Genomic DNA, 23,223 nt, shown 5'->3' with positions numbered 1-23,223 from the left:
GCGGCATGGCGGTTTTCTGCTCCTGCATGGTTGCCGGCACGATCGACGACTTATTTCTTCGCGCCGAAATCGACGGTCGGTGCGGTCGAGATGGCTTTTTCGTTTTCCACCGTGAAGCTCGGCTTGACGTCATAGCCGAACATCATCGCCGTCAGGTTGGTGGGGAAGCGTCGCGCGAGTACATTGTAGTCCTGTACCGAGGCGATGTAGCGCTGCCGTGCCACCGTGATCCGGTTTTCCGTGCCTTCCAGCTGCGATTGCAGATCGCGGAAACTGGTGTCGGCTTTCAGGTCGGGGTAGCGTTCGGATACCGCCATCAGCCGCGACAGGGCGGACGACAGCTCGCCCTGCGCCTGCTGGAATTTCTGGAACGCGGCGGGATTGTTCAGCACTTCGGGTGTGACCTGGATGCTGGTCGCGCGCGAGCGTGCGGCAGTGACCGCTTCGAGCGTTTCGCGCTCGTGCGAGGCGTACCCCTTCACGGTGTTGACGAGGTTGGGAATCAGGTCGGCCCGGCGCTGGTACTGGTTGACGACTTCGCCCCAGGCTGCCTTGGTCGCTTCATCCTTGCTCTGGAAATCGTTGTAGCCGCAGCCGGTCAGCGTGGCCGTCAGCAGGCCAAGGACAATCCAGCGTACGAAATGGTTGCGCATGCTTCCTCCTTGAAATGACACATTCCCTTGTTGAAGCGACTATACAGGGATGGCAAGCTGCGTAGTGTTCGGTGCAGCACATAGCTCGACGACGCACCGGACGCGACCATCGCGCGATCCCGCGTCCACTATAATGGTGGGTTTGCACTATTTTCGATAAGGGGCCGCCGTGAATTTCATCAACAAACTGAACGCCGCCTGGGCCGCCAACGATTCGCTGCTGTGCGTAGGCCTGGATCCGGACCTGGACCGCCTGCCGGCACAATTTCGCGGCACCCCGGATGGCATCTACCGCTTCTGCACCGAGATCATCGACGCGACGGCCGACCTGGCCTGCGCATTCAAGCCCCAGATCGCGTATTTCGCGGCGCTGGGCGCGGAAGGCCAGCTGGAGCGCATTTCCGCCTACCTGCGCGACAAGCACCCGCACATTCCGCTGATCCTCGATTCGAAGCGCGGCGACATCGGCGCGACGGCGAAGCAGTATGCCCGCGAAGCCTATGACCGCTACGGCGCGGATGCCGTCACGGTCAGCCCGTACATGGGTTCCGACTCGGTGGAACCCTACATGGAATGGAACCGCGGCGTGATCGTCCTGTGCCGCACGTCGAACCCGGGCGGGTCCGATCTGCAGTTTCTTGAGGTAAACGGCAAGCCGCTGTACCAGCACGTGGCGCAGTTGGTGGCGGACAAGTGGAACGGCAACGGCCAGTGCGCGCTGGTGGTCGGCGCCACGTTCCCGGAAGAGATCCGCGCCGTGCGCGCCATCGTCGGCGCCATGCCGCTGCTGATTCCAGGCATCGGCGCACAGGGCGGGGATATCGAAGCCACCGTGCGAGCCGGCCGCACCGATGCCGGCACCGGCATGATGATCAACTCCTCGCGCGCGATCCTGTATGCGGCGCCGCAGGCCGGCGAAGATTTCGCGCAAGCCGCGCGGCGCGTGGCCGACGAGACGCGACGGGCAATCAACGCCCACCGCTGAGAAAACCGAAACACTCCCTGAAGCTGTTCGGATAAGCGTTTGCACCGTTGCCGGCAGCGCCTGCGTTACTGGTGTCGGACACCTTCAGGTGTCGGACACCGGTTTTCGACGCCATTCTTTGCAGTGCGGGCAAAACCGGTGTCCGACACCAGGAAGCCGGTGTCCGACACCAAAGCGCAAAACTGAGGTTCTCGACCGGGGCCCGTCCACAGTTTTGCTTCGGTTAAAAGTCCTGCGGCACGATCATTTCGGCGTAGTCGTACAGCTCGCCGAGGATGCCCTCGGCACGCTCGTCGGCCGTCTGCGCCAGTGTTTCGAGCTCGCCGAACAGCTGGTCGAGGCTGCGCGCGCCGCCGGCGCCTTCCAGCAGCCGCGCGGCGCGGTGCTGCGCCCAGTGTTCTTGTTCCTGTTCCGACAGCGTATCCGGGAAATTGCGGGCGCGGTAACGGAACAGCAGCTCGGCCAGTCGATCGTCCTGGAAATGCGGCGACATGGTGGCCAGCCTGGCGGGCGGTTCGCGGCGCAGCGAGTCGAGCAGCCGGCGGTCTTCCTTGCCGATGAAGCCGCCATATAGATCCTCGTCGACATCGGCCGGTTCCGCCGGCGGCCGGTGGAATACCTGTTCCCAGAGCGCCGACAGATCGGGGCCGCTGGCCGCGTATTGGGCATGCGCGAGCGCCAGTTCCACGTCGATGCCCCAGCGCTGCGCCATGTCCGCGCTCAGCGTTTTCAGATTTCCCACCAGCATCGGCGACTTGTTCAGGTGCACGCTCTTGATGGGCAGGCGCGTCATGCCTTCGGGCAAGCTGTCGGCCCGGCTGAACAGCCTGGTGCGGATGGTTTCCGCGTCCAGCGTGAACAATTCGCGCGGGTCATGGCTGCAATCCCAGACCAGCACCTCGTTCTTGTTCGTCGGATGCGTGCCCAGCGGCCACACCAGCGCCAGGCAGCCCCGTTCCACCGGGAACATGCCGGACACATGCAGGAACGGCTTGCGCAGCTCGCGCGCCAGGTGCAGGCCCATCTCGTCCGCCGCGCGCCCCTTGTCGCGCAGCGCCAGGCAAAACTCCCACAGGCGCGGCTGCTTCTGCCGGATCAGCCGTGCCAGCGCGATCGTGGCACGCACGTCGGACAGCGCGTCGTGCGCCGCGTCGTGCGTCAGATTGTTGACTGATGTCAATAATTCAAGTTTGAAGCTGATCTTGCCGTTATCGCCTGTAGGCCACTCGATGCCATCAGGCCGCAACGCGTGGCACATGCGCACCACGTCGAGCAAATCCCAGCGGCCGCAGCCGTTTTGCCACTCGCGCGCATAGGGATCGATCAGGTTGCGCCAGAACAGGAAGCGGGTGAACTCGTCGTCGAAGCGGATCGTGTTGTAGCCGACGCCGATCGTGCCGGGTTCGGCAAAGAGTTCTAGGATGGTGGCGGCAAACCGGTGTTCGGGTACGCCTTCGCGCAAGGCGTGCTGGGGCGTGATGCCGGTGATCAGGCAGGACTGCGGGTCGGGCAGGTAATCGTCCGCCGGCTTGCAGTAGAGCATGACCGGCTCGCCGATCTCGTTCAGGTCGGCGTCGGTGCGAATGGCGGCAAATTGCGCGGGACGATCGCGGCGTGGCACGGCCCCGAACGTTTCGTAGTCGTGCCAGAGAAAGGTGTGGTTGCTCATGAGTAGCTTAGTCGTGTCATAACCGGAGATTATCGTGGCAAATAGCGTTTCCCTCAATTCGAAGGCCATCTCGACCGATTCGAAGGTGGCCAACCAGGGCGAGGTCACCGCGGCCCGGGCGAAACTGCAGCTGAACGTATCGATCATGGAAGCTTCCGCGTCGATCTCGATCGGCGTGGGCAGCAATCCTCAGGCGCTGCTGTACAAGTCGGCGATCACCAGCATCAACGAAGCGCTGCGCGCCGAGCTGGGTGAGAACGCCGTGCAGAGCGCCGCCCGGCTGGACAACTCGCCGCAGGCGACGGCCGGCCGCATCGTGTCGCTGGCCACCGGTTTCTACGACGTGTTCCGGCGCCAGAATCCCCAGATGGAAGACGACGCGGCGCTGCAAAAGTTCATGGATGCGGTGAAAGGCGGCGTCGAACAGGGTTTCAAGGAAGCCCGCGACATCCTGAAAGGCCTGAACATCCTGGGCGGCGACGTGGCCGCCAATGTCGACCGGACCTATGAATTCGTGATGAAGGGGTTCGACGACTTCGCCGCCCGCGCCGCGGCACCGAAGGAAGAACCGGAAGCCGCCTGATCGCCGGGCGACGGCTCTCTTGATGACCTGGCCGGCACCGTCCAACGTGCCGCGCACTGGCTATTCATCGCCTTGATCGCCGTCGTCCCTGGATTCGGCGAGCGCGCGCAGCAGGAGCCCGAGTCCTGATACGACGAGGTGTTCCACATTGCCGAGATGCCGGTAAGGTCTGATCATTTCCCTGGTAAGCCGGGAGAAATCCCGCTCGAGAATCCGTACCAGCACCTGCCGGGTTCCTGTATTCGCCAGGTGCGTCAAGGCCGAGCACGTGGGTGAGAAGGATATCGCGTGCCGCTGCGCCGACGAGCATATGCGCAATGCCTCCCGCTCGCGCTGCTTCCGCCACTGCAGCGAGAATCTCGGTGATAACCGGATCTATTGGCCGGTCAAGGCGAATCGAACGTGTGGTCAATGAACTTCTCCTTGATGATCCTGACCGTTTCACTGGCCCGAGGGTCCAGGATGGCAAGCAGGTCGGCATAGACCAGGAGCGGCGGCACCGTGGCCGGCCTCGGTCCCTCTTCAATGCGCCAGAACTGTTCGAGTACCTCGATCTGTCCTGCCGGATCGGGCCGCAGGCGATGGCGCTTGACGAGCGTACGCAGTGCGCTCTCCATATGGCCAGGCTCGATGTACAGCGTCTGCGTGGCTGGCTTGAGGTAGCTCGTCATCATGTTTGCCGCAACTTCCGCTCCCCACGCGAAAGGGATGTCTTCGTCCGATGTCTTCCACCACTGGGCATCGGGTGCGGTGAATCGCCTTGGCGCCAGCTTCGGACGCAGCACGAAAGGATAATTGATCGCCCACTCATCGATCAGGCGGCCTGGTTCGAGAAGGCGCCGCTGGTGCCGATCGATCTTCAGCAGATAGCCGCGGGCTGCCAGTTCATCGAGCATGTTGTACGCCGACCCGAGCGCTACACCAGCTGCTTGCGCAATATCCTTGAGCGGCGCGTTGATGAGACGAGGCTGCGTCAACAGGACAAACGCGACACGCAGGCCCGATGCGTTCAGGCCTCGCGGCGTGCGTGGCTGCCGCAGCCTGTTCTCGTCTTTCTCGCCGCTGATGAACACGAACAAACCCTTCCCGCGCAGATAGGCGTTACCGCATGTGTCCATGTATTGCTGCCCCACTTCGCGGCAGTAATGCGCCAGTTCCCGGGACAGGTATGAGGTGATCAGCAGCCCTGATCCTTCAGGCAGTTGGCGGCGGACCTGGTCAATCAACTGTCGCCGATCCACCAGTGGCTTGCACTCGACGATATAGCGAAATTTCTTGTTGTCGTAGTGGAGGTCGATGCGGGCCTCGGCCTGGGGCGAGTCGGCCCCTGGCGCCAGCAGCTCGGCCTCGATGGCGGTTTTGTCCCGCAGGGCTGCCATTGCTTCCAGAATCAGCTGCTCCCGGGCAGGCAAGAGGGGTGGCAAGATGCCACGTACTCGAGGTTCGCGCATTTCATTTCCCTTGTTCACGGACTCCGAGATAGGAAGGATCGAGTGGTCTTTCAATAAATATCGATTTTCACGGATCGTGAAAAAACTGAAAATGTGAAAACAGCCGGCGCAGCTTCAGGCAGCATCGCGCTGCCTGCGCGTCTTCGCTCCGGCATCCGCGGTCAAGGCGGGCAAGGGCAGGTAAAGCCGAGCATGAAACAGGGGGGAGCAGGGGTCTCTGACCGGACCGGCTCAACGTCGAGTGACGGCTAGGCTCCCGAGGCCACGACCACCCGGTCGCGCCCGGCCGCCTTGGCGCGGTAGAGCGCCCCGTCGGCGGCCGCGATCAGCGCATGGTCGCCCTGCGACTCCTGCAGCGAAGCCACGCCGAACGACGCGGTGACGTGTGGCAGCGGCAGCCGCATGTCGTCGAACACGATCGCTTCGCGCATGCGTTCGCACAGCCGCTCGGCCACGCCGGCCGCCACCGGGCCCGGCGTGTCGGGCAGGATGACCATCAGTTCCTCGCCGCCGTAGCGCACGGCGAAATCGGTGGGGCGCAGCGCGCCGGCCAGCACGTGCGCGGCGATGCGCAGCGCGCTGTCGCCCTGCAGGTGGCCGTGATGGTCGTTGAACTGCTTGAAACGGTCGAGGTCGAGCATGACCAGCGACAGCGGCGCGCGGGTCGCATGGGCCGTGGCGACGAGCCGTGGCAGCACGTCGTTCAGCCAGGCCCGGTTGTACAAACCCGTCAAGCCATCGTTCAACGACAGCTGGCGGTAGAATTCGCCCAGCTTTTGCCGCCGGCGTAATTGCATGCTGGCGGCGCGGATGCGGAACGACAGCAGCCGCAGCAGGTTGCGGGCCACCCCGTCGGCTTCCTCGATCAGGCGCCATGCCAGGTCCGCATCGACCAGCAGCAGTTCGCTTTCTTCCAGTGCCGCCAGGCCCGACAGGTCGGTTTCGCCATCGAGCACCGATTGTTCGCCGGTGCTTTCTCCCGGCAGGATCTTCGTGGTGGCGCCGTCGCCGGTGGCATCGGCCAGCGCGCCGCGCAGCACGATCACGAGGCGGGGAACGGCGGGGTCCGATACCACTTCGCCCGGGGCCGCCAGCATTACCGGGCAGTCCGCCAGCAACGCGGCGGCGCTGGCCGTATCGGCGTCGCGAAACAGTTGCAGGGTAGCGAGGTCGTGTGAAGAAGCGGCGAAAGTGCTGAGTAGTTTCACGGCGGAGGTTCCAGGAAGTCATGCCATGATAGCGCATGCAAGGCACGGGACCGTGCCCCAACTTGTTTCAACACATTACATTTAATTTCCCAATTACATTATGTTTACCGATGCCCTCGGCCGTGCGCACCGGCCCGATCCGGATGCCCGCATCGTTTCGCTGGTGCCGTCGATTACCGAACTGCTGTGCACCCTCGGACTGGCGCGGCAACTGGTGGGCCGGACCGGCTTCTGCATCCACCCGCGCGACGTGGTGCGCGGCATTGCTAAGGTCGGCGGCACCAAGGATGTCAACCTGGACAAGCTGCGCGCCCTGGCGCCGACGCACGTGGTGGTCAACATCGACGAAAACGAAAAGCCCACCGTCGACCTGCTGGCCGGATTCGTGCCGAACGTGATCGTCACTCACCCGCTGCGTCCGGAAGACAATCTTGCGCTGGCGCGCCTGCTGGGCGGGGTATTTTGCGCGGACGAGGCGGCGGCGCGCTGGTGCGATGCGTTTGCCGCGGCATTGGCCGCCTTGCGCGCCATGCCGAAAGGACCGCCGCAGCGCGTGCTGTACTGCATCTGGCAAGACCCGTGGATGACGGTGTCGCGCGACACGTATATCGCGGCGATGCTGGCGGAAATCGGCTGGAGCGTACCGGCGCTGGGCGCCGGCCGCTATCCCCGCTTCGACTGGAATGCGGCGCTGGTGGCGGACATCGACCAGGTACTGCTGTCCACCGAGCCGTACCGCTTTACGGAAGCGCATGCCGATGCGCTGGAAAAGCAGCTCGGCAAGCCGGTGCAGCTGGTGGATGGGGAGATGATGTCGTGGTACGGCAGCCGCGCGCTGGACGGGCTGGCGTACCTGCGTGAACTTGCCGCGGCGCGCTGACCGCGATCCTGCCGGTCAGTCGTCGACGGGGTCCGGCTGCACCAGGTCGGCAACGGGCGTGTTGTGCTTGACGTCGCTGCGCTTGCCGATGGCGGTATCGAGCGCACGCACCAGCTTGCCGGATGCCCCGGTGATGGCCTGGTGCAGGTCGCCGGCCTGGTCCGTCACGGCGATCGGCGGAATGCCGGCCACGCGGGCTTCCATCATGCAGCGCTTGTCGTTCGGGCCCGACTTGTGGCTGCTGTTGTTGTCGCCCAGGTGGACTTCGACCCGGGTGACCTGCTCGCCGAAGCGCTCGAGCGCCGAGCGCACCACGCTTTCCACGTGGTTTTCCAGGTTGACGTCATGGGTGATGGCCTTGTCGGTATTGACTTGAACTTGCATGTTTCCTCCTCGTTGTGTAGGTGCGATGTTACGTCGTACAGGTCCCTTTTGTTGTTAAGTGCAGCACATTGCCGGGTTTTCAAGGCTTACTTCGCCTGTTCGGCCAGTTCTTTCTCGTGATGGGGGAAACGGTCCATCTTCGCCAGCACGGGGAACAGCTTGATCCACGCACCCGTCACGACGAGGGTGGCGGCGCCGCCGAAGACAATGGCGCGCGACAGGCCCATCCAGCCGGCCGTGACGCCGGATTCGAATTCGCCCAGTTCGTTCGAGGCGCCGATGAACACGGAGTTGACGGCGCTGACGCGGCCGCGGATCGCATCCGGCGTCTCGAACTGCACCAGCAGGTGCCGCACGTAGACGCTGATCATGTCCCCGGCGCCCATCAGCAGCAGGCAGGCGAGGGCGACGGCGAAGGTGGTCGTGGTGCCGAGCACCACGGTGCCGATACCGAACACGGCGACGCCGCCGAACATCCAGGCGCCGACCCGGCGCGTGATGGGAAAGAACGCCAGCGCGATCGAGCACAGCGCCGCGCCGGCACCCGGCGCGGTACGCAGCAGGCCCAGGCCGGTCGGGCCCACGTGCAGCACGTCGTGGGCCAGCGCCGGCAGCAGTGCCGTGGCGCCGCCGAACAGCACGGCGAACAGGTCCAGCGAAATCGCGCCCAGCACGATCGGGCGCGACATCACGAAGCGCAGGCCCTCCAGCACGCTGTGCCAGGTGGCCGGCTCGCGGTTGCTGGCCTGCGGCGGCGCCTTGGTCAGCGCCATCAGCACGGTCGCCAGCAGCAGCAGCGTGGCGGCGACTGTATACACGGCGATCGGGCCGTGGATGTACAGCAGGCCGCCCAGCGTGGGACCGAGGATCACGGCGACGTGGAAACTCGACGACGACAGCGCGACGGCCTTGCTGAGATCCTGCTGGGGCACCAGGTTGACCAGCATCGCCTGGGTGGCCGGCCCCATGAATGCGCGCGCGCTGCCGAACAGCACGAGCACGGCGAACACGGGCCAGACGAGGTGCATCGCGCTGTGGGCGAACGCGAGCAGCAGCAGGCCGACGAGCAGTTGCGTGGCCAGGCAGGCGGTGACGATGTTGCGGCGGTTGTAGCGGTCGGCCACGTGGCCGGCCGGCAGGATCAGCAGCAGGAACGGCGCGAACTGCGCCAGGCCGATCATGCCGAGGTAGAACAGGTTGTGGGTCATCGAATAGACCTGCCAGCCGACGGCGACGTTCTGCATCTGCACGGCAAGCGTGCCGAGGATGCGGGCGGACAGGTAGAACGAGAAATTACGGTGACGCAGGACGGCAAAGCCGTTGGATGAGGACATGAAGCGATCAGTGATGAAATGCGGCCCCGCCCCGGCCGGCCGGGCCGGTGGGGACCGGGATCGCGGGGGGATTAAGGTTGGGCCAGGTCGGCTTCGGTGGTGAAGGCGTCGGCGTAGAACTCGTCTTCCGGCAGGCCGCACCGGGCCACGAAATCGCGCCTGGCCGATTCGACGACGATCGGCGCGCCGCAGGCATACACCTGCCAGCCGGAGAGATCGGGCAGGTCGGCGACCGCGGCCTGGTGCACGTAGCCGGTGCGGCCGGTCCAGCCGTCTTCCTCGAGTGCGTCGGATACCACCGGGACATAACTGAAATTCGGCATCTCGCTGGCCCATTGTTCGCACAGCGCATGCATGTACAGGTCGCGCGGCCGGCGCCCGCCCCAGTACAGCACCATCTTGCGTTGCGAACCGGAAGCCTTCATCTGCTCGACGATCGCCTTGATGGGAGCGAAGCCCGTGCCGGACGCCAGCAGCACCATCGGCTTGTCGGAGTCCTCGCGCACGAAGAACGTGCCCAGCGGGCCTTCGAAGCGCAGGATGTCGCGCTCTTTCATCGTGCCGAATACCTGGTCGGTAAACAGGCCGCCCGGCATGTGCCGGATGTGCAGCGAGACCGGGCCGGCACCCGGAGCGCTGGCCATGCTGTAGCTGCGGCGCTTGCCGTCGCGCAGCAGGAATTCGATATACTGGCCGGCACGGTACTCCAGTACTTCATTGGCGGGCAACTGCAGCGTCATCACGATCACGTCCGGCGCGACCTTTTCCAGCGTCGTCACGCGCGACGGCATTTTCTTGACAGGGAAATCGCCGCTGCCGGCCACTTCGCGGGCGGCGATCACCAGGTCGGAATGGGGCAGCGCGCAGCAGAACAGCGACATGCCCTGGGCTTCTTCTTCCTCGGACAGCGCGCGGCGCTGGTGCGGCTTGTGCGAGATCGAACCGGCAACCACCTTGCCCTTGCAGGAACTGCAGGCGCCGTTCTTGCAGCCGTACGGCAGCCCGACACCGGCGCGCATCGCGGCTGCCAGCACGGTTTCGTCTTCGTCGCATGCGAACTGGTGGCCGCTGGGCTGAACAGTAATCTGAAACGTCATACAATCCTTGAGATGAAAAGCTTAACCAAACAAAGTCCGGGGCAGGCGCCAGGCCAGCCGCATTCCGTGAAGCCGCCGCCCGGCCAGCCGCAGGTCGGACAGCCGCACCTCGGGAAGCCGCCCCTCGGCCAGCCGCACCTGGTGAAACCGCGCTTCGGGAAGCCGAAGCTGCTGATCCTCGGTTGCGGCGACGTGGGCATGCGGCTGTTGCCGCTGCTCTGCGCGCGCTACCGCGTTTTTGCCGTCACACGCGATATGGCCGACATCGGCATGTTGCGCGCGGCGGGCGCGGTACCCGTGCTGGCCGATCTCGACCAGCCGGCGTCGCTGCGCCGTCTCGCCGGCCTGGCGCACACGGTGATCCACCTGGCGCCGCCGCCGGCCACCGGCGAGCGCGATACGCGCACGCGCAATGTAGCCGCCATTCTACCCGAGGCGGCCAGGGTCGTTTATGTCAGTACCACTGGTGTCTATGGCGATCTGGCGGGGCGCCTGGTCGATGAAACGCAGCCGGTGGCCCCCCGCAATATCCGCGCGCGCCGCCGGGTCGACGCGGAACGGGTGCTGCGCGGCTGGGCTCGCCGTGCGCAGGGCAGGCTGTCCATCCTGCGCGTGCCGGGCATCTATGCGGCGGACCGCCTGCCGCTGGAACGCCTGCGCCAGGGTACGCCCGCGCTCGATGCGGCGGATGACGTCTACACCAACCATATCCACGCGGACGACCTGGCGGGGCTGGTCCGGGCGGCCCTGTACCGCGGCCAGCCGCAGCGTGTCTACCACGCCGTCGACGACAGCCGCATGCGGATGGCCGAGTACTTCGATGCCGTGGCCGATGCGGTCGGACTGCCTCGCCCGCCGCGGCTGCCTCGGCCACAGCTGGCCCAGGTGGTATCGCCGACGCTGCTGTCCTTCATGTCCGAGTCGCGCCGCCTTGCCAACGGCCGGCTGAAGCATGAGCTGGGGATGCGGCTGCGCTATCCAACCGTTGCCGACGGGCTACAAAAGATGACGGCCGTCCGGCAGGATTGACCCGCCGCAAACGCGCGATGGCTGCTTGCGACTAACGTAGGCAGACACCATCAGGAGGTCGTATGGACGCGAACCGCCGGCATCCCAGCAAGGAAGAAGTACGGGCATGGATGGCCCGGCGCCAGGTCTCCTCCCGCGCCGGACTACCGTTGCCGCTGCCCTCGCCGGATGAGATCCGCCGCGAACTGGGCTGGCACCAGTTGCCGGTGGCGCGGCAGGAAGCCGCGATCCCGGCACTACCGCTCCTGCTGGCCGAACTTGCGGCATTGACGGCGGTAACCTGGTACTGGTTACTGCTGCAACTGGCCCGCGATTGTCCACGGCCGCTGCCTTAAGGAAGCCCTCGGGAAGGTGAATATCGCCGCTGTCCTAACATAAACGATCGTAGTGAAATCTCTCTAATTCTCACACGCGTTGCCAAAAATAAAGTAAATCGGTGTACCATATTGTCCGCATGCAAACTAGTTTGTCGTGCGATATTGTTTGTCATCCATAGACCGGTAACGAGCCGGCGACATATTGGTAAACCTGCTACTGCTCACAAGAGCACTGCCCGAGAGAGTCTGAAATGTCATTCCTGAAAGATCTGACCGTATCACCGTCGTACAATCCCAACCGTGTCCTCGACGCCATCATCAGCAAGCTGGAACTGAAAAACGATGCGGCGCTGTCGCGCGCGCTCGAAGTGGCGCCGCCCGTCATCAGCAAGATCCGCCACAACACGCTGCCGATCGGCGCCACGATCCTGATCCGGATGCACGAGATCAGCGATTACTCGATCCGCGAGCTGCGCGAATTGATGACGCACTGAGCCAGGTGCACCATGCCCGGTAGTGAATAGATGGGCACGGTGGAAAAAAAGGCCGGCCCCGTTCGCGGGACCGGCCTTTTTCATTGGCGCACCCGATCAGGCGCGATCTGCCAGGCGCGGCCGTTCGGTGTAGAACGCTGGTTGCGCCGGGGCTGCTTCGATGCGGCCCGAGTAAGCCGTGGTGGCGCCGATCCGGCCCGAATAGGCCGTTTCGGTGCCGATGCGGCCGGAATAGGCGGTTTTCGGGCTGACGTTCGCATCGCTGACCCGGCCCGAATACGCCGTTTTTGCGGCAACGGTGGGTTCGCTGACACGGCCCGAGTAGGCAACGCGGCCGGAGTAGGCGGTATCGGTACCGATGCGTCCGGAATAGGCCGTTTGCGTGCCGATCCGGCCGGAGTACGCCGTCGCCGTACTGATCCGGCCGGAATAGGCGGTTTCGGTACCGATGCGACCCGAATACGCCGTTTCGCTGCCGATGCGGCCCGAGTATGCCGTTTCGGTGCCGATGCGGCCGGAATAGGCGGTTTCGGTGCCGATGCGGCCCGAGTAGGCGGTCGCGGCAGTGCGTACGTAAGGCTCGCCGAACGTTTCTTCGTACAGTTCCTTCATCCGGTCGCCAACGCGGCGGTGCGCTTCCACGTCATCTTCGCCGCGCAGGCCGATGTAAGGGAAGTGATGCAGGAAATAGCCGAATACCTTGTCGCAGTCGACCGCGTATTTCATCGTATCCAGGATGTGATAGTGCCAGAACGTGTCGACGTCCATCAGCGGTGCCGTCTGTTCGTTCGGGAACGCCTTCATCAGGAACAGGAAGCGGCGGTACTCGAACTCGACCGCGTTGGCTTTTTCCAGCGACCAGCCTTCGCCGGATTCTACGTGCATCAGCTTGACCTTGATGGGTTCCAGGTCCAGTTCGGCAAACGGTTGGAATTGTTCGGAAGAAATCATGTAATCCTCTCTGATGGTTACTGGCGACGGGGCAGCCGGAGTGCGGGAAGCCACCTGAAATTAATGTTGGTTCATGGAAACGTCAACAGGTCCCAGTATAGGAGTAGATTACGGATGGCAACGTCGCGCGTTCAATCGTGTGCGGGGTCTCAAGGAAAAATGCGGAACTGGCGTTGCAGTCCCGCAACATCACTCTTATGAGGGCAGTTGCACCAGTCGCGGACGTTCTGTGTAGAACCCATCGACGGTCGAGCGGGCCGACCAGGCCATGGACGGCGTCGGGGCAGCGGGCGCACGGGCGGACCAGGCCGTCGTGGTGGCCAGGCCCGCCGGCGCGCGGGCCGACCAGGCGGTTTCGGCAGCAACGCTCCGCGCCGACCACGCGGTCTGGGCAGCCAGCGACTGTGGCGAGCGGGCCGACCAGGCGGTTTGCGCCGGGGCGCGAGCGGACCATGCCGTACCGGCCTGGCGTTCGGGCGCGCGGGCCGACCATGCCGTGGTGCCGGCGCTGATGTAATCCTCGCCGAACGTTTCTTCGTAGAGCAAGCGCATGCGCTCGCCCATCTGCCGGTGCGCCTCTTCGTCCGCTGCGCCGCGCAATCCCACGTAGGGGAAGTGATGGAGGAAATGCCCGAACACGGCGTCGCAATCGGCCGCGTACTTCATCGTGTCGAGGATGTGGTAATGCCAGAACGTGTCGACGTCCATCAGCGGCGCGGCTTGTTCTTCGGGGAATTTCTTCATCAGGTACAGAAAGCGGCGATATTCCTTTTCCACCGCATTGGCCCGTTCCAGGCTCCATCCCTCGCCGGACTCCTCGTGCATCAGCTTGACCTTGATGGGGTCCAGGTCCAGAGCGTCGATAGTGTCGAAATCCGTCATGTGCAAGCTCCTTATGGTTGAGAAAAATCACTAGTTGTCGTTACAAGGACTATTGTTGTCCTTGCTTAAAGACGTCTATTGATGTTTATCAAGCTATAGGGAGCTTCTATTACGCTACCGGCAGGCGAGCGGGCCTCGCATCGGCGCTGCTGGCCGGCGAACAAAGCCTTCGGGGCAAGGCGCAGCGAGGAAGACAGTACGCTTGGTACGGCAAGGAGCTGCAACGCAGCCATGGAGGTTTTGTTCGACGCTATCTAGCCGGCGAATTAGCCGGCAAATGCGCCGACGGCAGGCTGGGTGGCGCGCCAGGCGATTGGCACGGTCACGGTGACCGTGGTGCCGCCATGCGGCCGGCTGACGATCGAACAATCGCCGCCCAGCAGGCTCATGCGCTCTTCGATGCCGACCAGGCCGAACGAGCCATTCTTGTTGCGGCTGCCATCGTGCAAGCCGATGCCGTTGTCCGCGATCGTCATCCGCAGGGTACCGCCGAGCTGGCGCAGTTCGACCCGCACATGGGTGGCGCGGGCGTGCTGCTGGATATTGCTGAGCGATTCCTGCAGCACCCGGAACAGTGCCACGGCGCAGCGGTCGTCCACGTCCGGCGTGCCCTCGGGGTCCACCACGTCGCATTCGATGCCCGAACGCTTGCGGAACTGGGTGGTCTGCCATTCGACCGCGGCGGACAAGCCCAGGTCCAGCACGTTGGGCCGCAGGTCGTTGATGATGTTGCGCACGCTGCGGATCGTGTCGTCGATCTGCTTCAGCGTGCCGGTGGCGCGCGCGTGCAGGTGCGGATGGCGCAGCGAGGTACGGTTGGCCAGGATGTCGGCCTCGATGCGCAGCGCCAGCAGGTTCTGCCCCAGGTCGTCGTGGATCTCGCGGGCGATGCGCTTGCGCTCTTCTTCCTTGATCTGTTCGGCGTGGGCGGCCAGCCGGCGCAGCCGCTGGTGCGACAGTTGCAGCTTGGCCTGGCTGTCGCGCAATTCGCGCGTCATGTCGCGCGCCATCTGCAGTGCCCGCCGCCGCGACGATACCTGGGCATGGAACAGTGCATACATCAGCAGCGTGCTGACGAATCCCACCAGCGCGGCAAGCCACGGCAGGTAGGCATCGAAACTGGAGAACAGCGCGGAGCGCGGCGCATCGAAGTAGACCTGCCACAGCCGGCCATTGAAATTGAGCGGCAGGCTCAGTTGCACATGGTTGTCCGGCGGCGCCTGGCCGGCGAACGATTCGACGCTGTCGAACAGCAGGTGCCCGTTCGGTGCCTTGCCGTTCGGCGGCTTGCCGGGAGTGGTGCTGTACAGCCGCACGCGAATCTCGCGCACCGGCGTATCGACCATCGCGGCTTCCACCAGGCGCGGTACCGAGAAGCCGATCCCCACCGAACCCAGGTAGGCGGCGCGCCGGTCCTGTACCGTCACGACCGGCATGTCGGCGCGGTAGACGGGCAGGCGCAGGGGCATGCCGAACTGCGTGGGCGCCTCGGGCAACAGCACCGGCACGCCGGAACTGGACATCTCGCCGGTGTCGCGCGCACTGGCCAGCGCCTGCGCGCCGGCCGGCCGGGCCGACAGGTCGTAGCCGAATTTGCCTTTGGCGCCATACATCGGTTCCAGCAGCGTGATGACCGTGTAGTAAGGCCGCTTGCCCGGTGGCGCAATGCGAAATTCCGGATAGCCCAGGTCGCGTACCGCCGCGCCGCGCATCTGCTGCTCGAAGGCGGCGCGCTGGTCGTCCGGCACGTACTGGGCAAAATTGATGCTGGCGATCGATGGAAAATTGTGCGGGATGTCCAGCCCGCGCACATAGCGGTGGAAACTTTGCGGCGACATGCCTTCGCTGGCCTGGAAATGGCTGGCGGTGCCGCGCAGCACGTCGGTACAGGCCTTGATGCCGCCGGCAATGTTGTACTGGATGCTGCGGGCCTGGTTGCGGAAGCGCTCGAGCGCCTCGCTTTCCAGCGAATTGGCCATCCATGCATAGAAGCCGGCGCCGACCAGCATCGACAGCAGCACGCCGCTCCACCAGGAAGGTTTGGCTTCGTGCAGTTTTCCTGACAGAGGTTGTTTCATGGACGGCACGCGCGGAGAGCTGGGTTCGTGGTCAAAATATAGGCAGTCGGTATGAGCTGCGTCAAGAACAAACCCGCTATAGGACGTTAACCGTTGCGGCGGACGCAGCCCGCATCCCCGCTGTCGTGGACAACAGGCAAGCGCCTGATCAATGTGACTAAACAATGTGACTAAAGTTTCGCGCGCGCCTGAAAAAAGGCCGCCTCGCGGGCGGCCTCGTCTGCCTTGGATTACTTTGTTCCCCAGCTGTCTTTCAGTGTGACGATCCGGTTGAACACGGGCTTGCCCGGCCGGGAATCGACCCGGTCGGCCACGAAGTAGCCGTGGCGTTCGAACTGGAAGCGCTGTTCGGCCTGCGCATCCTCCAGGCCCGGTTCCAGGTACGCCGTCACGACCTCCTTGGCCTTCGGGTTGAGGAACTGCTTGAAATCCTTGCCGCCGGCATCCGGCTGCGGATCCGTGAACAGGCGGTCGTACAGGCGTACTTCCGCTTCCAGTGCCGCGCTGGCGCTGACCCAGTGGATGTTGCCCTTCACCTTGTAGTTGTTGGCGCCGTCGGTGCCCGATTTGCTGTCGGGGAAGTAGTTGACGTGCACGGCAGTAATCTTGCCGCTGTCGTCCTTGTCATAGCCGGTGCATTCGGCCACGAAGCCGTATTTCAGGCGCACGCGCGCCCCCGGCTGGTCGCCGATCGGCGGATAGAAGCGGAAGTAGCCCTTGCTCGGCACTTCCATGAAGTCCTCTTCCTCGATCCACAGTTCGCGGGTGAACGGGAACGTGCGGTTGCCCAGCTCGGGGTGGTGCGGATGGACGGGCGAGCTGCATTCGACGCTGTCGTTGGCATCGAAGTTGTCGACGATCAATTTCAATGGCTTCAGCACGGCGATCGCGCGCGGCGCCTTCGGGTCCAGGTCTTCGCGCACGGCGCCTTCCAGCACGCCGAAATCGATCCAGCCATCCGATTTCGTCACGCCGGTGCGTTCGGCCATCAGCTGGATGCCTTCCGGCGTGAAGCCGCGGCGGCGCATGCCCACCAGCGTGGACAGGCGCGGGTCGTCCCAGCCGTCGACGATGCCTTCCTCGACCAGCTGGCGCAGCTTGCGCTTGGAGGTGACGATGTACGTCAGGTTCAGCCGCGAGAATTCATATTGCTTGGGCAGCGGCTTCTTGAAGAAGCCGCCTTCGGCCAGCGTTTCCAGCAGCCAGTCGTAGAACGGGCGGTGATCCTGGAATTCCAGCGTGCATACGGAATGGGTGATGTTTTCCAGCGCATCCGAGATCGGATGCGTGTAGTCGTACATCGGGTAGATGCACCACTTGTCGCCGGTGCGGTGGTGGTGCGCATGGCGGATCCGGTAGATGGCCGGGTCGCGCAGGTTCATGTTCGGCGACGCCATCGCGTCTTCGCTCATCTTGGCACGCAGGATGTGTTCGCCATCGGCATACTTGCCTGCCTTCATGTCGCGGAACAGTTGCAGCGATTCCTCGGCAGGGCGGTTGCGGAAGCGCGAATTGACGCCCGGCGTATTGAAATTGCCACGATTGGCCGCCATTTCCTCGGCGCTCTGGCTGTCCACGTAGGCGTAGCCGGCCTTGATCAGGTACTCGGCCATCTCGTACAGCCGGTCGAAGTAATCGCTGGCATAGTGCAGGTAGGCGTCGCCTCCGGCGGGATCCTGGTTTTCCCAGGAAAAGCCCAGCCATTTCACGCTGTCCATGATGGAGTCGACGTATTCCTGCTCTTCCTTCGCAGGATTGGTGTCGTCGAAGCGCAGGTGGCAGCGGCCCTGGTAGTCGCGCGCCAGGCCGAAGTTCAGGCAGATCGACTTGGCGTGGCCGATATGCAGGTAGCCGTTCGGCTCGGGCGGGAAGCGGGTGATGACTTGCGGCAGGCCCTCGCGCTGGTGCGCGCCGGTGGCCAGGTCGTGTTCGACGATGTTGCGAAGGAAATTCGGCGCTGGGGCCGCTGCGGCAGTCTTTTTGTCGTTGCTCATGTACGAAGGCGGGAATTGGAGTCGATTGACGGCCATTTTACCGTACGCACGCCAGCGCGGCGGGACGGCGGAGCGTTTTCTATAGGATAATTCGCCCTTACGCCCTCGTTTTGGACAAGAGTTACTAGGCAGATAAATACATGGATAATTTGTACAACGTGCTGGGTGTGGCGCCGAACGCGACGGACGACGAGATCAAGAAGATCTACCGTTCGCTGGCGATGCGCTTCCACCCGGACCGCAATCCCGAACCGGGCGCCGATGCCCGTTTCAAGGCCATCGTCAAGGCCTACGAGGTACTGTCCGATCCGGCCAAGCGGGAAGAATACAACCAGAGCCTGAACCACCGGATCATCATCGACCCGGAAGAGGAAGCCTACCAGTTGTGGCGCTCCGTCTTCAGCCTGCACGGCGTCACACTACCTGCCGCCTAGTCGAGGGGCCGCGATAAACCGACGATTTCTCGAGGTCCCGCAAGGCCAACAATGGTCACGCATTTTTGAAAGATTGACATGAGAAGAGTACACCCCGAGTTCGCCTTCCAGGCGCGCGAACTGGCCGATCAGATCGAAGGCATCCTGGGCGATCCGCCGGACCGCAAGAACTACCAGGCGATGACGAAGGCGCTGGTGACCGAGTATGCCAATGGCGGCGGCATCGAGGACCTGAACATGATGGCGTTCGCGCTGGTCGACGTGATCGAGATCGCCGAACCGAAAACGCTGCTGGCCGATGCCGAGGACTTCGAATTCGGCGACCCGGCGCGCGTGTTCTCGGCCGTATCGTGCCCGGACGGCGAGGCCGCCCGCATGCTGGAAGCCATCGAGGAAAACCATCCCGACCTGGGCCGCCAGGCCATCGTGACCGCGTTCCTGCACAAGCATCCGCGCATGTGGGACGACGACGATACCTCGCTCGACCAGCTCGCCGAAGGCGACGACGGCGATGACGACGAGGAAGACGGCGGCGCCAGCGAGGAATTCACCCAGATGTTCGACCAGGAAGGAGAGCGTTGATGTCCGACGAAAAGTCCAATCTGCCAGCAATCAGCAAGCAGGTGACGGAACTGGTGCTGGCCGGTTCGCTGGGCCATGCCGAGCAGGCATTCGCCGACGCGGCCGAGCAGCACGGCGACCTGGCCGTGGCCGAGGTGCTGCAGAACATTCCGCCGCACGTGACGGCGCTGCACATGGCCGGCTTCGACGGCGGCAAGCTGTCGCTGGCCACGCTGCTGGTGCCGCCGAAGGCATGGGCCGACAGCCTGGCCTACATCGCCGCCACGTGGAACGAGGACATGATCGAGGACGATCCCGAACGCATCGCCGAGTCGCTGTTCTCGCACATCCACGGCGTGGTGTTCGGCACCGAGGATGAGGAGCGCCGCCGCGAGCTGCTGCAGGAAGCGTCCGCCACCGACCATGGCGCGACCGTGTTTGCGATCGTGTTCTCGCTGGCGCCGAAGGAAATGCTGGAAGTGGCCGGCGAAGTGATCTCGAAGGGCCAGTACATCACGGCGCAGTCGTCCTCCGACAGCGACGTGGTACCGCTGGCCGTCGCGCTGGCGCAGGCCAGCGAGGATGGCTGGGACCGTGCACTGTTCGAACTGTTCCCCGAGTTCCGCCACAGCGCCGACCTGGCCGACGCCGAATATTCCGACGATCCGGACGACGAAGAACCGTCGGTGCTGCAGCGCTCGACGAAAGAGCTGCTGTACCGGCTGCGCAAGCAGGTGCCGAGCACCCGCAGCGGCAGCACGCGCGGCGGCCGCCGCAATCTCGGCACGGGGATCTTCTCCTGATGCTGCCGGCACTCGTACGCGAAAACCTGCCGAGACTGACGCGCGCGATCAAGCTGCTGCCGGGCGATACCCGTCCGGATGCGGCCGTGATGCTTGCCGACGAGCTGGCCGGCATCACGGCGATGGTTGCCGAGAAGTTCACCAACCACCGTACTTCCGAAGGCATCCAGAAGGCCGTCAACCTGACGGTGGGCGGCGTATCGCTGGGCCTCGAGCAACTGCTCGCCGTGGACAGCGACGCCGCCGCGCTGGACTTCCTCGTCGATAACGGCGCCGAGGCGGCATTCCAGGCCGGCTTCCGCCAGCTGAAGGACCTGGCCGCAATGCCGGAAGATACGCTGGTGGGCGAATACGACCAGGATCCGGTCTATGCGCAGCGGCGCCTGCGCGACATCTTCTTCGACATCTGCCTGACCGACCCGAACGCCAACTGGGACGGCCCGGCGCGCTACCAGGAGCAGTTGAAGCAGCGGCAGGAAGCGCAGGCGGTGGTGCGTTTCGCCAACTGGCTGCGCCGCCATAACAGCGCCGGTGCCATCAAGGATACCGACCTGAACGCGGAAGGCGTGATCGCGCTGGCGATCATCTTCGCCGTCGAAGGCGGCGGCCGTATCGTGGCCCGCACCGGCCAGAAGGACTTCGAGCGCTTCGTCAAGGCGGTGCGCGCGAACAAGCCCGATTTCGAAGCCGGCTGGGCCGAACTGGCCGCCGCCGTGCCTGCCCAGCACCACCCGGTGCTGCTGAACCGCATCGACGTCTACCGCAAGGGATGCACGGTGCTGCAGCACATTCCGGGGCGCACGGCGATGAAGACGCTGTTCGCCGAGCTGGAAAACTACGCCGGCTCGGAACTGGATCCCGACTACGACTGAGCGCTCCGCCGATGGTTTTCGTCGACATTGCGCCGGCGTTCGCGTCGCTGGTGTCGGACACATTCATGTGTCGGACACCGGTTTTCGCCAGTATGTCACCACGCAAGAACCGGTGTCCGACACCATCAACCCGGTGTCCGACACCAGATCGCCGCCGTGTCGACCGCATCGCACGCCGTCTGTCCTCCGTTTTTTGTCCCCATTTTTCCGGCAACTATTCCCCTGCGGCAGCTTTTGCCAATGCCAGGAATGCCTCGACCAGCGGGCCGGCGTCGTCGCTGCGCTGCGCCAGCATCAGTGCCGTCGTCGCCTGCGGGTCGTCCAGCGGCCGGTACACCACGCCGTCCATGTGGATGCCCTCGAATGAACTGGGCAGCACGGAGATGCCGCAGCCGGCGGCCACCAGCCCGATGATCGTCGACGCCTCGCCCGCTTCCATCGCGATCTGCGGCGTGAAGCCGGCGGCGCGGCACATGCGGAACAGTTGCGGGTGGATGCCGGTGCCCGCATCCTTCGGGAAGATCACGAACGGCAAGCCCTCCAGGTCCTTCACCGTGATGCGTTCCATCGCCGCGATCGGCCAGTCGGCCGGCAGCACCAGCCGCAGCGGATCGTGGCGCAGCGTCGTCAGCGTGATGGTTTCCGGGATCGGCACGCTGACCGTGCGCACGAAGCCCAGGTCCAGTTCGCGCGCCTCCAGTTTCGCCAGCTGCGGCAAGGTTGCCATCTCCACGAAGGTCAGCAGCACGCCGGGATACTGCTGCCGGTAGCGCCGTACCACGGAGGCGAACAGCGCCGTGAACGGCGTCGAGAAGGTGAAGCCCACGCGCAGTTCGCCCGCTTCGCCCCGCTGTGCGCGGCGCGCGGTTTCCTTGGCCTGTTCGGACAGCGCCAGCACGCGCCGCGCATCGACGAGGAACAGCTTGCCCGCCTCCGTGAGGCGCACCCAGCGCTTGCTGCGCTCGAACAGCCGCGCGCCCACTTCATGTTCCAGTGCCTGGATCTGCTGCGAGAGCGGGGGCTGGCCGATGTGCAGGCGCTCGGCCGCCCGCGTAAAGCTCAGTTCCTCGGCCACGGCGACGAAATAACGCAGGTGTCGAAGCTCCATCTGTTATCGCTTTGAAGTATTAATGATGACTCAAATATATATTGGACAGTAATACCGGGCAATCCTACCATCGCTCCATCGTCCTTGAAAGCAAAGCACCATGGAGCGCATTTCCCCCGCCAGTCCCGCCTTTCGGCGTACCAACCGCGCGCTGTTCTTCGGCGGTTTTTCCTGTTTCGCCCTGTTGTACTGCGTCCAGCCGCTGATGCCGCTGCTGGCGCACCAGTTCGCGCTGACGCCGGCGCAGAGCAGCCTGTCGCTGTCGGTGTCGACCGGGGCTTTGGCCGTATCGCTACTGCTGTCGTCGATCGTGTCGGACCGTATCGGCCGCAGGGGGCTGATGGTCGCCGCGCTGTTCCTGGCCGCCGTGATGACGCTGGTCTGCGCGCTGGCGCGCAATTACCCGCAGCTGCTGGCGGCGCGCGCGCTGCTGGGCCTCGGGCTGGGCGGCATGCCGGCGGTCGCGATGGCTTACCTGAGCGAGGAAATCGAACCGGAGTCGCTGGGCCTGTCGATGGGGCTGTACATCAGCGGCAGTGCGTTCGGCGGCATGCTGGGGCGGGTCGTGACGTCGACCTTGTCCGACGTGTTTTCGTGGCGCGTCGCACTGGCGGCGATAGGCGCGGCCGGCTTGTATGCGGCCTGGGAATTCTGGCGCAGCCTGCCCGCATCGCGCAACTTCCGGCCCGCGCAGGGCGGGCTGGACGGCATGGCTGCCGGCTTGCGCCGCCATTTGTCCGACGCTGGCCTGCCGTGGCTGTTCGCGCTGGCATTCCTGCTGATGGGCTGCTTCGTCAGCGCCTACAATTTCATCGGTTTCCGGCTGATGGGCGAGCCGTTCTCGCTGCGCCCGGGCATCGTCGGCGGGATTTCCTTCCTGTACCTGCTGGGCATCTACAGTTCCGTATGGGCCGGTCGCCTGGCGGACCGCCTGGGCCGCCGCAAGGTCCTGTGGGCCACGCTGTCGGCGATGCTGGCCGGCCTGTTGCTGACGCTGGCCGACAACCTGGTGGCGATCGTCGCCGGCATGGCGTTGTTTACCTTTGCGTTCTTTGCCAGCCACTCGATGGCCAGCAGCTGGGTGGGCCGGCGGGCCCGCGCGCCGCAGGCACTGGCATCGGCGCTGTACCTGTTCTTCTACTACCTGGGATCGAGCGCCGTCGGCTGGTTGTGCGGCGTACTGTGGGCGCATGCCGGTTGGCCGGGCGTGGTAGCGCTGCTGGCGTCGCTGTTGTCCGCCGGTTCCCTGGTCGCGCTGCGGCTTCGCAAGCTGGTACCCGTGGAAGCGGCGCTGAAGGCGCAGGCGGCATAAGCGTAAACGTTGACTGCGTGAACGTTGACTAAGTGAACGTTGACTAAGTGAACGTTGAGTCCGCTCAAATGCGTGGCGGACTCAGGCAACCTTCCGCCCGCCAGGCCCTCCAAGCATCACCGGCGCATCCGCAGCCGTACATCC

Annotated in this window: 24 protein-coding genes; 11 read left to right on the top strand and 13 right to left on the bottom strand. The window is 64.4% G+C overall.

Features of this window, described 5'->3' with window-relative positions:
• Positions 1 to 50: 50 nt before the first annotated feature.
• Positions 51 to 653, bottom strand: a complete 603-nt coding sequence (locus tag FHS02_RS21015) for a LemA family protein (protein ID WP_137316475.1) — start codon at positions 651 to 653, stop codon at positions 51 to 53.
• A gap of 169 nt (positions 654 to 822) precedes the next feature.
• Here FHS02_RS21015 and pyrF point away from each other — a divergent pair, with 169 nt between their 5' ends.
• Positions 823 to 1,638 (top strand): orotidine-5'-phosphate decarboxylase, encoded by an 816-nt coding sequence (gene pyrF / locus FHS02_RS21010; protein ID WP_137316476.1) that lies wholly within the window; start codon positions 823 to 825, stop codon positions 1,636 to 1,638.
• A 223-nt stretch (positions 1,639 to 1,861) separates the two neighbouring features.
• On the opposite strand, the gene sbcB is transcribed toward pyrF, so the two are convergent.
• The gene (gene sbcB, locus FHS02_RS21005) at positions 1,862 to 3,307 is read right to left on the bottom strand and encodes an exodeoxyribonuclease I (protein WP_137316477.1); all 1,446 of its coding nucleotides are present in this window, start codon (positions 3,305 to 3,307) and stop codon (positions 1,862 to 1,864) included.
• Between the two features lie 34 nt (positions 3,308 to 3,341).
• Between sbcB and FHS02_RS21000 the strand changes: the two genes are divergently transcribed.
• Positions 3,342 to 3,890: a DUF5610 domain-containing protein gene (locus tag FHS02_RS21000; protein WP_137316478.1), complete on the top strand. Its 549-nt coding sequence runs from the start codon at positions 3,342 to 3,344 to the stop codon at positions 3,888 to 3,890.
• A gap of 60 nt (positions 3,891 to 3,950) precedes the next feature.
• Here FHS02_RS21000 and FHS02_RS31245 read toward each other — a convergent pair whose 3' ends face one another.
• The 3 genes from FHS02_RS31245 to FHS02_RS20990 all read right to left on the bottom strand — a co-directional run bounded on the left by FHS02_RS31245 (position 3,951) and on the right by FHS02_RS20990 (position 6,549).
• Complete coding sequence (locus tag FHS02_RS31245; RefSeq protein ID WP_221403916.1) at positions 3,951 to 4,148, bottom strand: hypothetical protein; 198 nt, start codon at positions 4,146 to 4,148, stop codon at positions 3,951 to 3,953.
• Positions 4,149 to 4,276: 128 nt separating this feature from the next.
• Entirely contained in the window at positions 4,277 to 5,395 is a 1,119-nt protein-coding gene (locus tag FHS02_RS20995) for a type IV toxin-antitoxin system AbiEi family antitoxin (RefSeq protein WP_221403915.1), read from the bottom strand.
• A gap of 194 nt (positions 5,396 to 5,589) precedes the next feature.
• Positions 5,590 to 6,549 carry a diguanylate cyclase gene (locus tag FHS02_RS20990; protein WP_137316480.1) on the bottom strand — a complete coding sequence of 320 codons (960 nt, stop codon included), beginning with the start codon at positions 6,547 to 6,549 and terminating at the stop codon, positions 5,590 to 5,592.
• Between the two features lie 100 nt (positions 6,550 to 6,649).
• On the opposite strand from FHS02_RS20990, the gene FHS02_RS20985 reads away from it, so the two are divergent.
• Positions 6,650 to 7,429, top strand: coding sequence for a helical backbone metal receptor (locus tag FHS02_RS20985; protein ID WP_137316481.1), 780 nt, complete (start codon positions 6,650 to 6,652; stop codon positions 7,427 to 7,429).
• Between the two features lie 15 nt (positions 7,430 to 7,444).
• On the opposite strand, the gene FHS02_RS20980 is transcribed toward FHS02_RS20985, so the two are convergent.
• The 3 genes from FHS02_RS20980 to FHS02_RS20970 form a co-directional block, all read right to left on the bottom strand.
• Positions 7,445 to 7,813, bottom strand: coding sequence for an HPF/RaiA family ribosome-associated protein (locus FHS02_RS20980; RefSeq protein ID WP_137316482.1), 369 nt, complete (start codon positions 7,811 to 7,813; stop codon positions 7,445 to 7,447).
• An 86-nt stretch (positions 7,814 to 7,899) separates the two neighbouring features.
• Entirely contained in the window at positions 7,900 to 9,147 is a 1,248-nt protein-coding gene (locus FHS02_RS20975; RefSeq protein ID WP_137316483.1) for an MFS transporter, read from the bottom strand.
• Positions 9,148 to 9,218: 71 nt separating this feature from the next.
• Positions 9,219 to 10,244, bottom strand: a complete 1,026-nt coding sequence (locus FHS02_RS20970; protein ID WP_137316484.1) for a CDP-6-deoxy-delta-3,4-glucoseen reductase — start codon at positions 10,242 to 10,244, stop codon at positions 9,219 to 9,221.
• Between the two features lie 66 nt (positions 10,245 to 10,310).
• On the opposite strand from FHS02_RS20970, the gene FHS02_RS20965 reads away from it, so the two are divergent.
• The 3 genes from FHS02_RS20965 to FHS02_RS20955 all read left to right on the top strand — a co-directional run bounded on the left by FHS02_RS20965 (position 10,311) and on the right by FHS02_RS20955 (position 12,084).
• The gene (locus FHS02_RS20965; protein WP_371870575.1) at positions 10,311 to 11,273 is read left to right on the top strand and encodes a sugar nucleotide-binding protein; all 963 of its coding nucleotides are present in this window, start codon (positions 10,311 to 10,313) and stop codon (positions 11,271 to 11,273) included.
• 62 nt (positions 11,274 to 11,335) lie between these two features.
• Positions 11,336 to 11,608, top strand: a complete 273-nt coding sequence (locus FHS02_RS20960; protein ID WP_137316486.1) for a hypothetical protein — start codon at positions 11,336 to 11,338, stop codon at positions 11,606 to 11,608.
• A gap of 233 nt (positions 11,609 to 11,841) precedes the next feature.
• Complete coding sequence (locus FHS02_RS20955) at positions 11,842 to 12,084, top strand: hypothetical protein (protein ID WP_137316487.1); 243 nt, start codon at positions 11,842 to 11,844, stop codon at positions 12,082 to 12,084.
• A 96-nt stretch (positions 12,085 to 12,180) separates the two neighbouring features.
• Here the strand turns inward: FHS02_RS20955 and FHS02_RS31645 are convergent, their stop codons facing one another.
• The 4 genes from FHS02_RS31645 to FHS02_RS20935 form a co-directional block, all read right to left on the bottom strand.
• Positions 12,181 to 13,035 carry a glycine-rich domain-containing protein gene (locus FHS02_RS31645; RefSeq protein WP_229422385.1) on the bottom strand — a complete coding sequence of 285 codons (855 nt, stop codon included), beginning with the start codon at positions 13,033 to 13,035 and terminating at the stop codon, positions 12,181 to 12,183.
• 195 nt (positions 13,036 to 13,230) lie between these two features.
• Positions 13,231 to 13,917, bottom strand: coding sequence for a glycine-rich domain-containing protein (locus FHS02_RS20945; protein ID WP_137316488.1), 687 nt, complete (start codon positions 13,915 to 13,917; stop codon positions 13,231 to 13,233).
• A 266-nt stretch (positions 13,918 to 14,183) separates the two neighbouring features.
• Positions 14,184 to 15,995, bottom strand: a complete 1,812-nt coding sequence (locus tag FHS02_RS20940) for a CHASE domain-containing protein (protein WP_229422386.1) — start codon at positions 15,993 to 15,995, stop codon at positions 14,184 to 14,186.
• Positions 15,996 to 16,225: 230 nt separating this feature from the next.
• A complete protein-coding gene (locus FHS02_RS20935; protein ID WP_137316489.1) occupies positions 16,226 to 17,989 on the bottom strand; it encodes a glutamine--tRNA ligase/YqeY domain fusion protein in 1,764 nt (587 codons plus the stop codon).
• Positions 17,990 to 18,129: 140 nt separating this feature from the next.
• On the opposite strand from FHS02_RS20935, the gene FHS02_RS20930 reads away from it, so the two are divergent.
• The 4 genes from FHS02_RS20930 (at position 18,130) to FHS02_RS20915 (ending at position 20,659) form a co-directional block, all read left to right on the top strand.
• A complete protein-coding gene (locus tag FHS02_RS20930) occupies positions 18,130 to 18,423 on the top strand; it encodes a DnaJ domain-containing protein (protein ID WP_137316490.1) in 294 nt (97 codons plus the stop codon).
• A 78-nt stretch (positions 18,424 to 18,501) separates the two neighbouring features.
• A complete protein-coding gene (locus FHS02_RS20925; protein ID WP_137316491.1) occupies positions 18,502 to 19,005 on the top strand; it encodes a hypothetical protein in 504 nt (167 codons plus the stop codon).
• Entirely contained in the window at positions 19,005 to 19,787 is a 783-nt protein-coding gene (locus FHS02_RS20920) for a hypothetical protein (protein WP_137316492.1), read from the top strand. The genes FHS02_RS20925 and FHS02_RS20920 overlap by 1 nt, the downstream gene beginning before the upstream one ends.
• Positions 19,787 to 20,659 carry a hypothetical protein gene (locus FHS02_RS20915; protein ID WP_137316493.1) on the top strand — a complete coding sequence of 291 codons (873 nt, stop codon included), beginning with the start codon at positions 19,787 to 19,789 and terminating at the stop codon, positions 20,657 to 20,659. The genes FHS02_RS20920 and FHS02_RS20915 overlap by 1 nt, the downstream gene beginning before the upstream one ends.
• Positions 20,660 to 20,873: 214 nt before the next feature.
• Here the strand turns inward: FHS02_RS20915 and FHS02_RS20910 are convergent, their stop codons facing one another.
• The gene (locus tag FHS02_RS20910) at positions 20,874 to 21,767 is read right to left on the bottom strand and encodes a LysR substrate-binding domain-containing protein (RefSeq protein ID WP_137316494.1); all 894 of its coding nucleotides are present in this window, start codon (positions 21,765 to 21,767) and stop codon (positions 20,874 to 20,876) included.
• Between the two features lie 100 nt (positions 21,768 to 21,867).
• Between FHS02_RS20910 and FHS02_RS20905 the strand changes: the two genes are divergently transcribed.
• The gene (locus tag FHS02_RS20905; RefSeq protein WP_137316495.1) at positions 21,868 to 23,079 is read left to right on the top strand and encodes an MFS transporter; all 1,212 of its coding nucleotides are present in this window, start codon (positions 21,868 to 21,870) and stop codon (positions 23,077 to 23,079) included.
• Positions 23,080 to 23,223: the final 144 nt, after the last annotated feature.

The organism is Pseudoduganella umbonata (genome assembly GCF_014192225.1).
Lineage (GTDB): Bacteria > Pseudomonadota > Gammaproteobacteria > Burkholderiales > Burkholderiaceae_D > Rugamonas > Rugamonas umbonata.
Note: the sequence above shows the minus strand (reverse complement) of the source record. Positions and strands in the feature narration are given on the sequence as shown.

Excerpts from the sequence above, each read along its gene's own strand:
- FHS02_RS20970 (WP_137316484.1), bottom strand. The coding sequence starts at position 10,244 with ATGACGTTTCAGATTACTGTTCAGCCCAGCGGCCACCAGTTCGCATGC.
- FHS02_RS20960 (WP_137316486.1), top strand. The coding sequence starts at position 11,336 with ATGGACGCGAACCGCCGGCATCCCAGCAAGGAAGAAGTACGGGCATGG.
- FHS02_RS20910 (WP_137316494.1), bottom strand. The coding sequence starts at position 21,767 with ATGGAGCTTCGACACCTGCGTTATTTCGTCGCCGTGGCCGAGGAACTG.
- FHS02_RS20945 (WP_137316488.1), bottom strand. The coding sequence starts at position 13,917 with ATGACGGATTTCGACACTATCGACGCTCTGGACCTGGACCCCATCAAG.
- FHS02_RS21015 (WP_137316475.1), bottom strand. The coding sequence starts at position 653 with ATGCGCAACCATTTCGTACGCTGGATTGTCCTTGGCCTGCTGACGGCC.
- FHS02_RS20935 (WP_137316489.1), bottom strand. The coding sequence starts at position 17,989 with ATGAGCAACGACAAAAAGACTGCCGCAGCGGCCCCAGCGCCGAATTTC.
- FHS02_RS20975 (WP_137316483.1), bottom strand. The coding sequence starts at position 9,147 with ATGTCCTCATCCAACGGCTTTGCCGTCCTGCGTCACCGTAATTTCTCG.
- FHS02_RS20955 (WP_137316487.1), top strand. The coding sequence starts at position 11,842 with ATGTCATTCCTGAAAGATCTGACCGTATCACCGTCGTACAATCCCAAC.
- FHS02_RS20915 (WP_137316493.1), top strand. The coding sequence starts at position 19,787 with ATGCTGCCGGCACTCGTACGCGAAAACCTGCCGAGACTGACGCGCGCG.
- FHS02_RS20985 (WP_137316481.1), top strand. The coding sequence starts at position 6,650 with ATGTTTACCGATGCCCTCGGCCGTGCGCACCGGCCCGATCCGGATGCC.
- FHS02_RS20905 (WP_137316495.1), top strand. The coding sequence starts at position 21,868 with ATGGAGCGCATTTCCCCCGCCAGTCCCGCCTTTCGGCGTACCAACCGC.
- FHS02_RS20980 (WP_137316482.1), bottom strand. The coding sequence starts at position 7,813 with ATGCAAGTTCAAGTCAATACCGACAAGGCCATCACCCATGACGTCAAC.
- FHS02_RS20940 (WP_229422386.1), bottom strand. The coding sequence starts at position 15,995 with ATGAAACAACCTCTGTCAGGAAAACTGCACGAAGCCAAACCTTCCTGG.
- FHS02_RS20920 (WP_137316492.1), top strand. The coding sequence starts at position 19,005 with ATGTCCGACGAAAAGTCCAATCTGCCAGCAATCAGCAAGCAGGTGACG.
- FHS02_RS31645 (WP_229422385.1), bottom strand. The coding sequence starts at position 13,035 with ATGATTTCTTCCGAACAATTCCAACCGTTTGCCGAACTGGACCTGGAA.
- FHS02_RS20925 (WP_137316491.1), top strand. The coding sequence starts at position 18,502 with ATGAGAAGAGTACACCCCGAGTTCGCCTTCCAGGCGCGCGAACTGGCC.
- FHS02_RS20930 (WP_137316490.1), top strand. The coding sequence starts at position 18,130 with ATGGATAATTTGTACAACGTGCTGGGTGTGGCGCCGAACGCGACGGAC.
- sbcB (WP_137316477.1), bottom strand. The coding sequence starts at position 3,307 with ATGAGCAACCACACCTTTCTCTGGCACGACTACGAAACGTTCGGGGCC.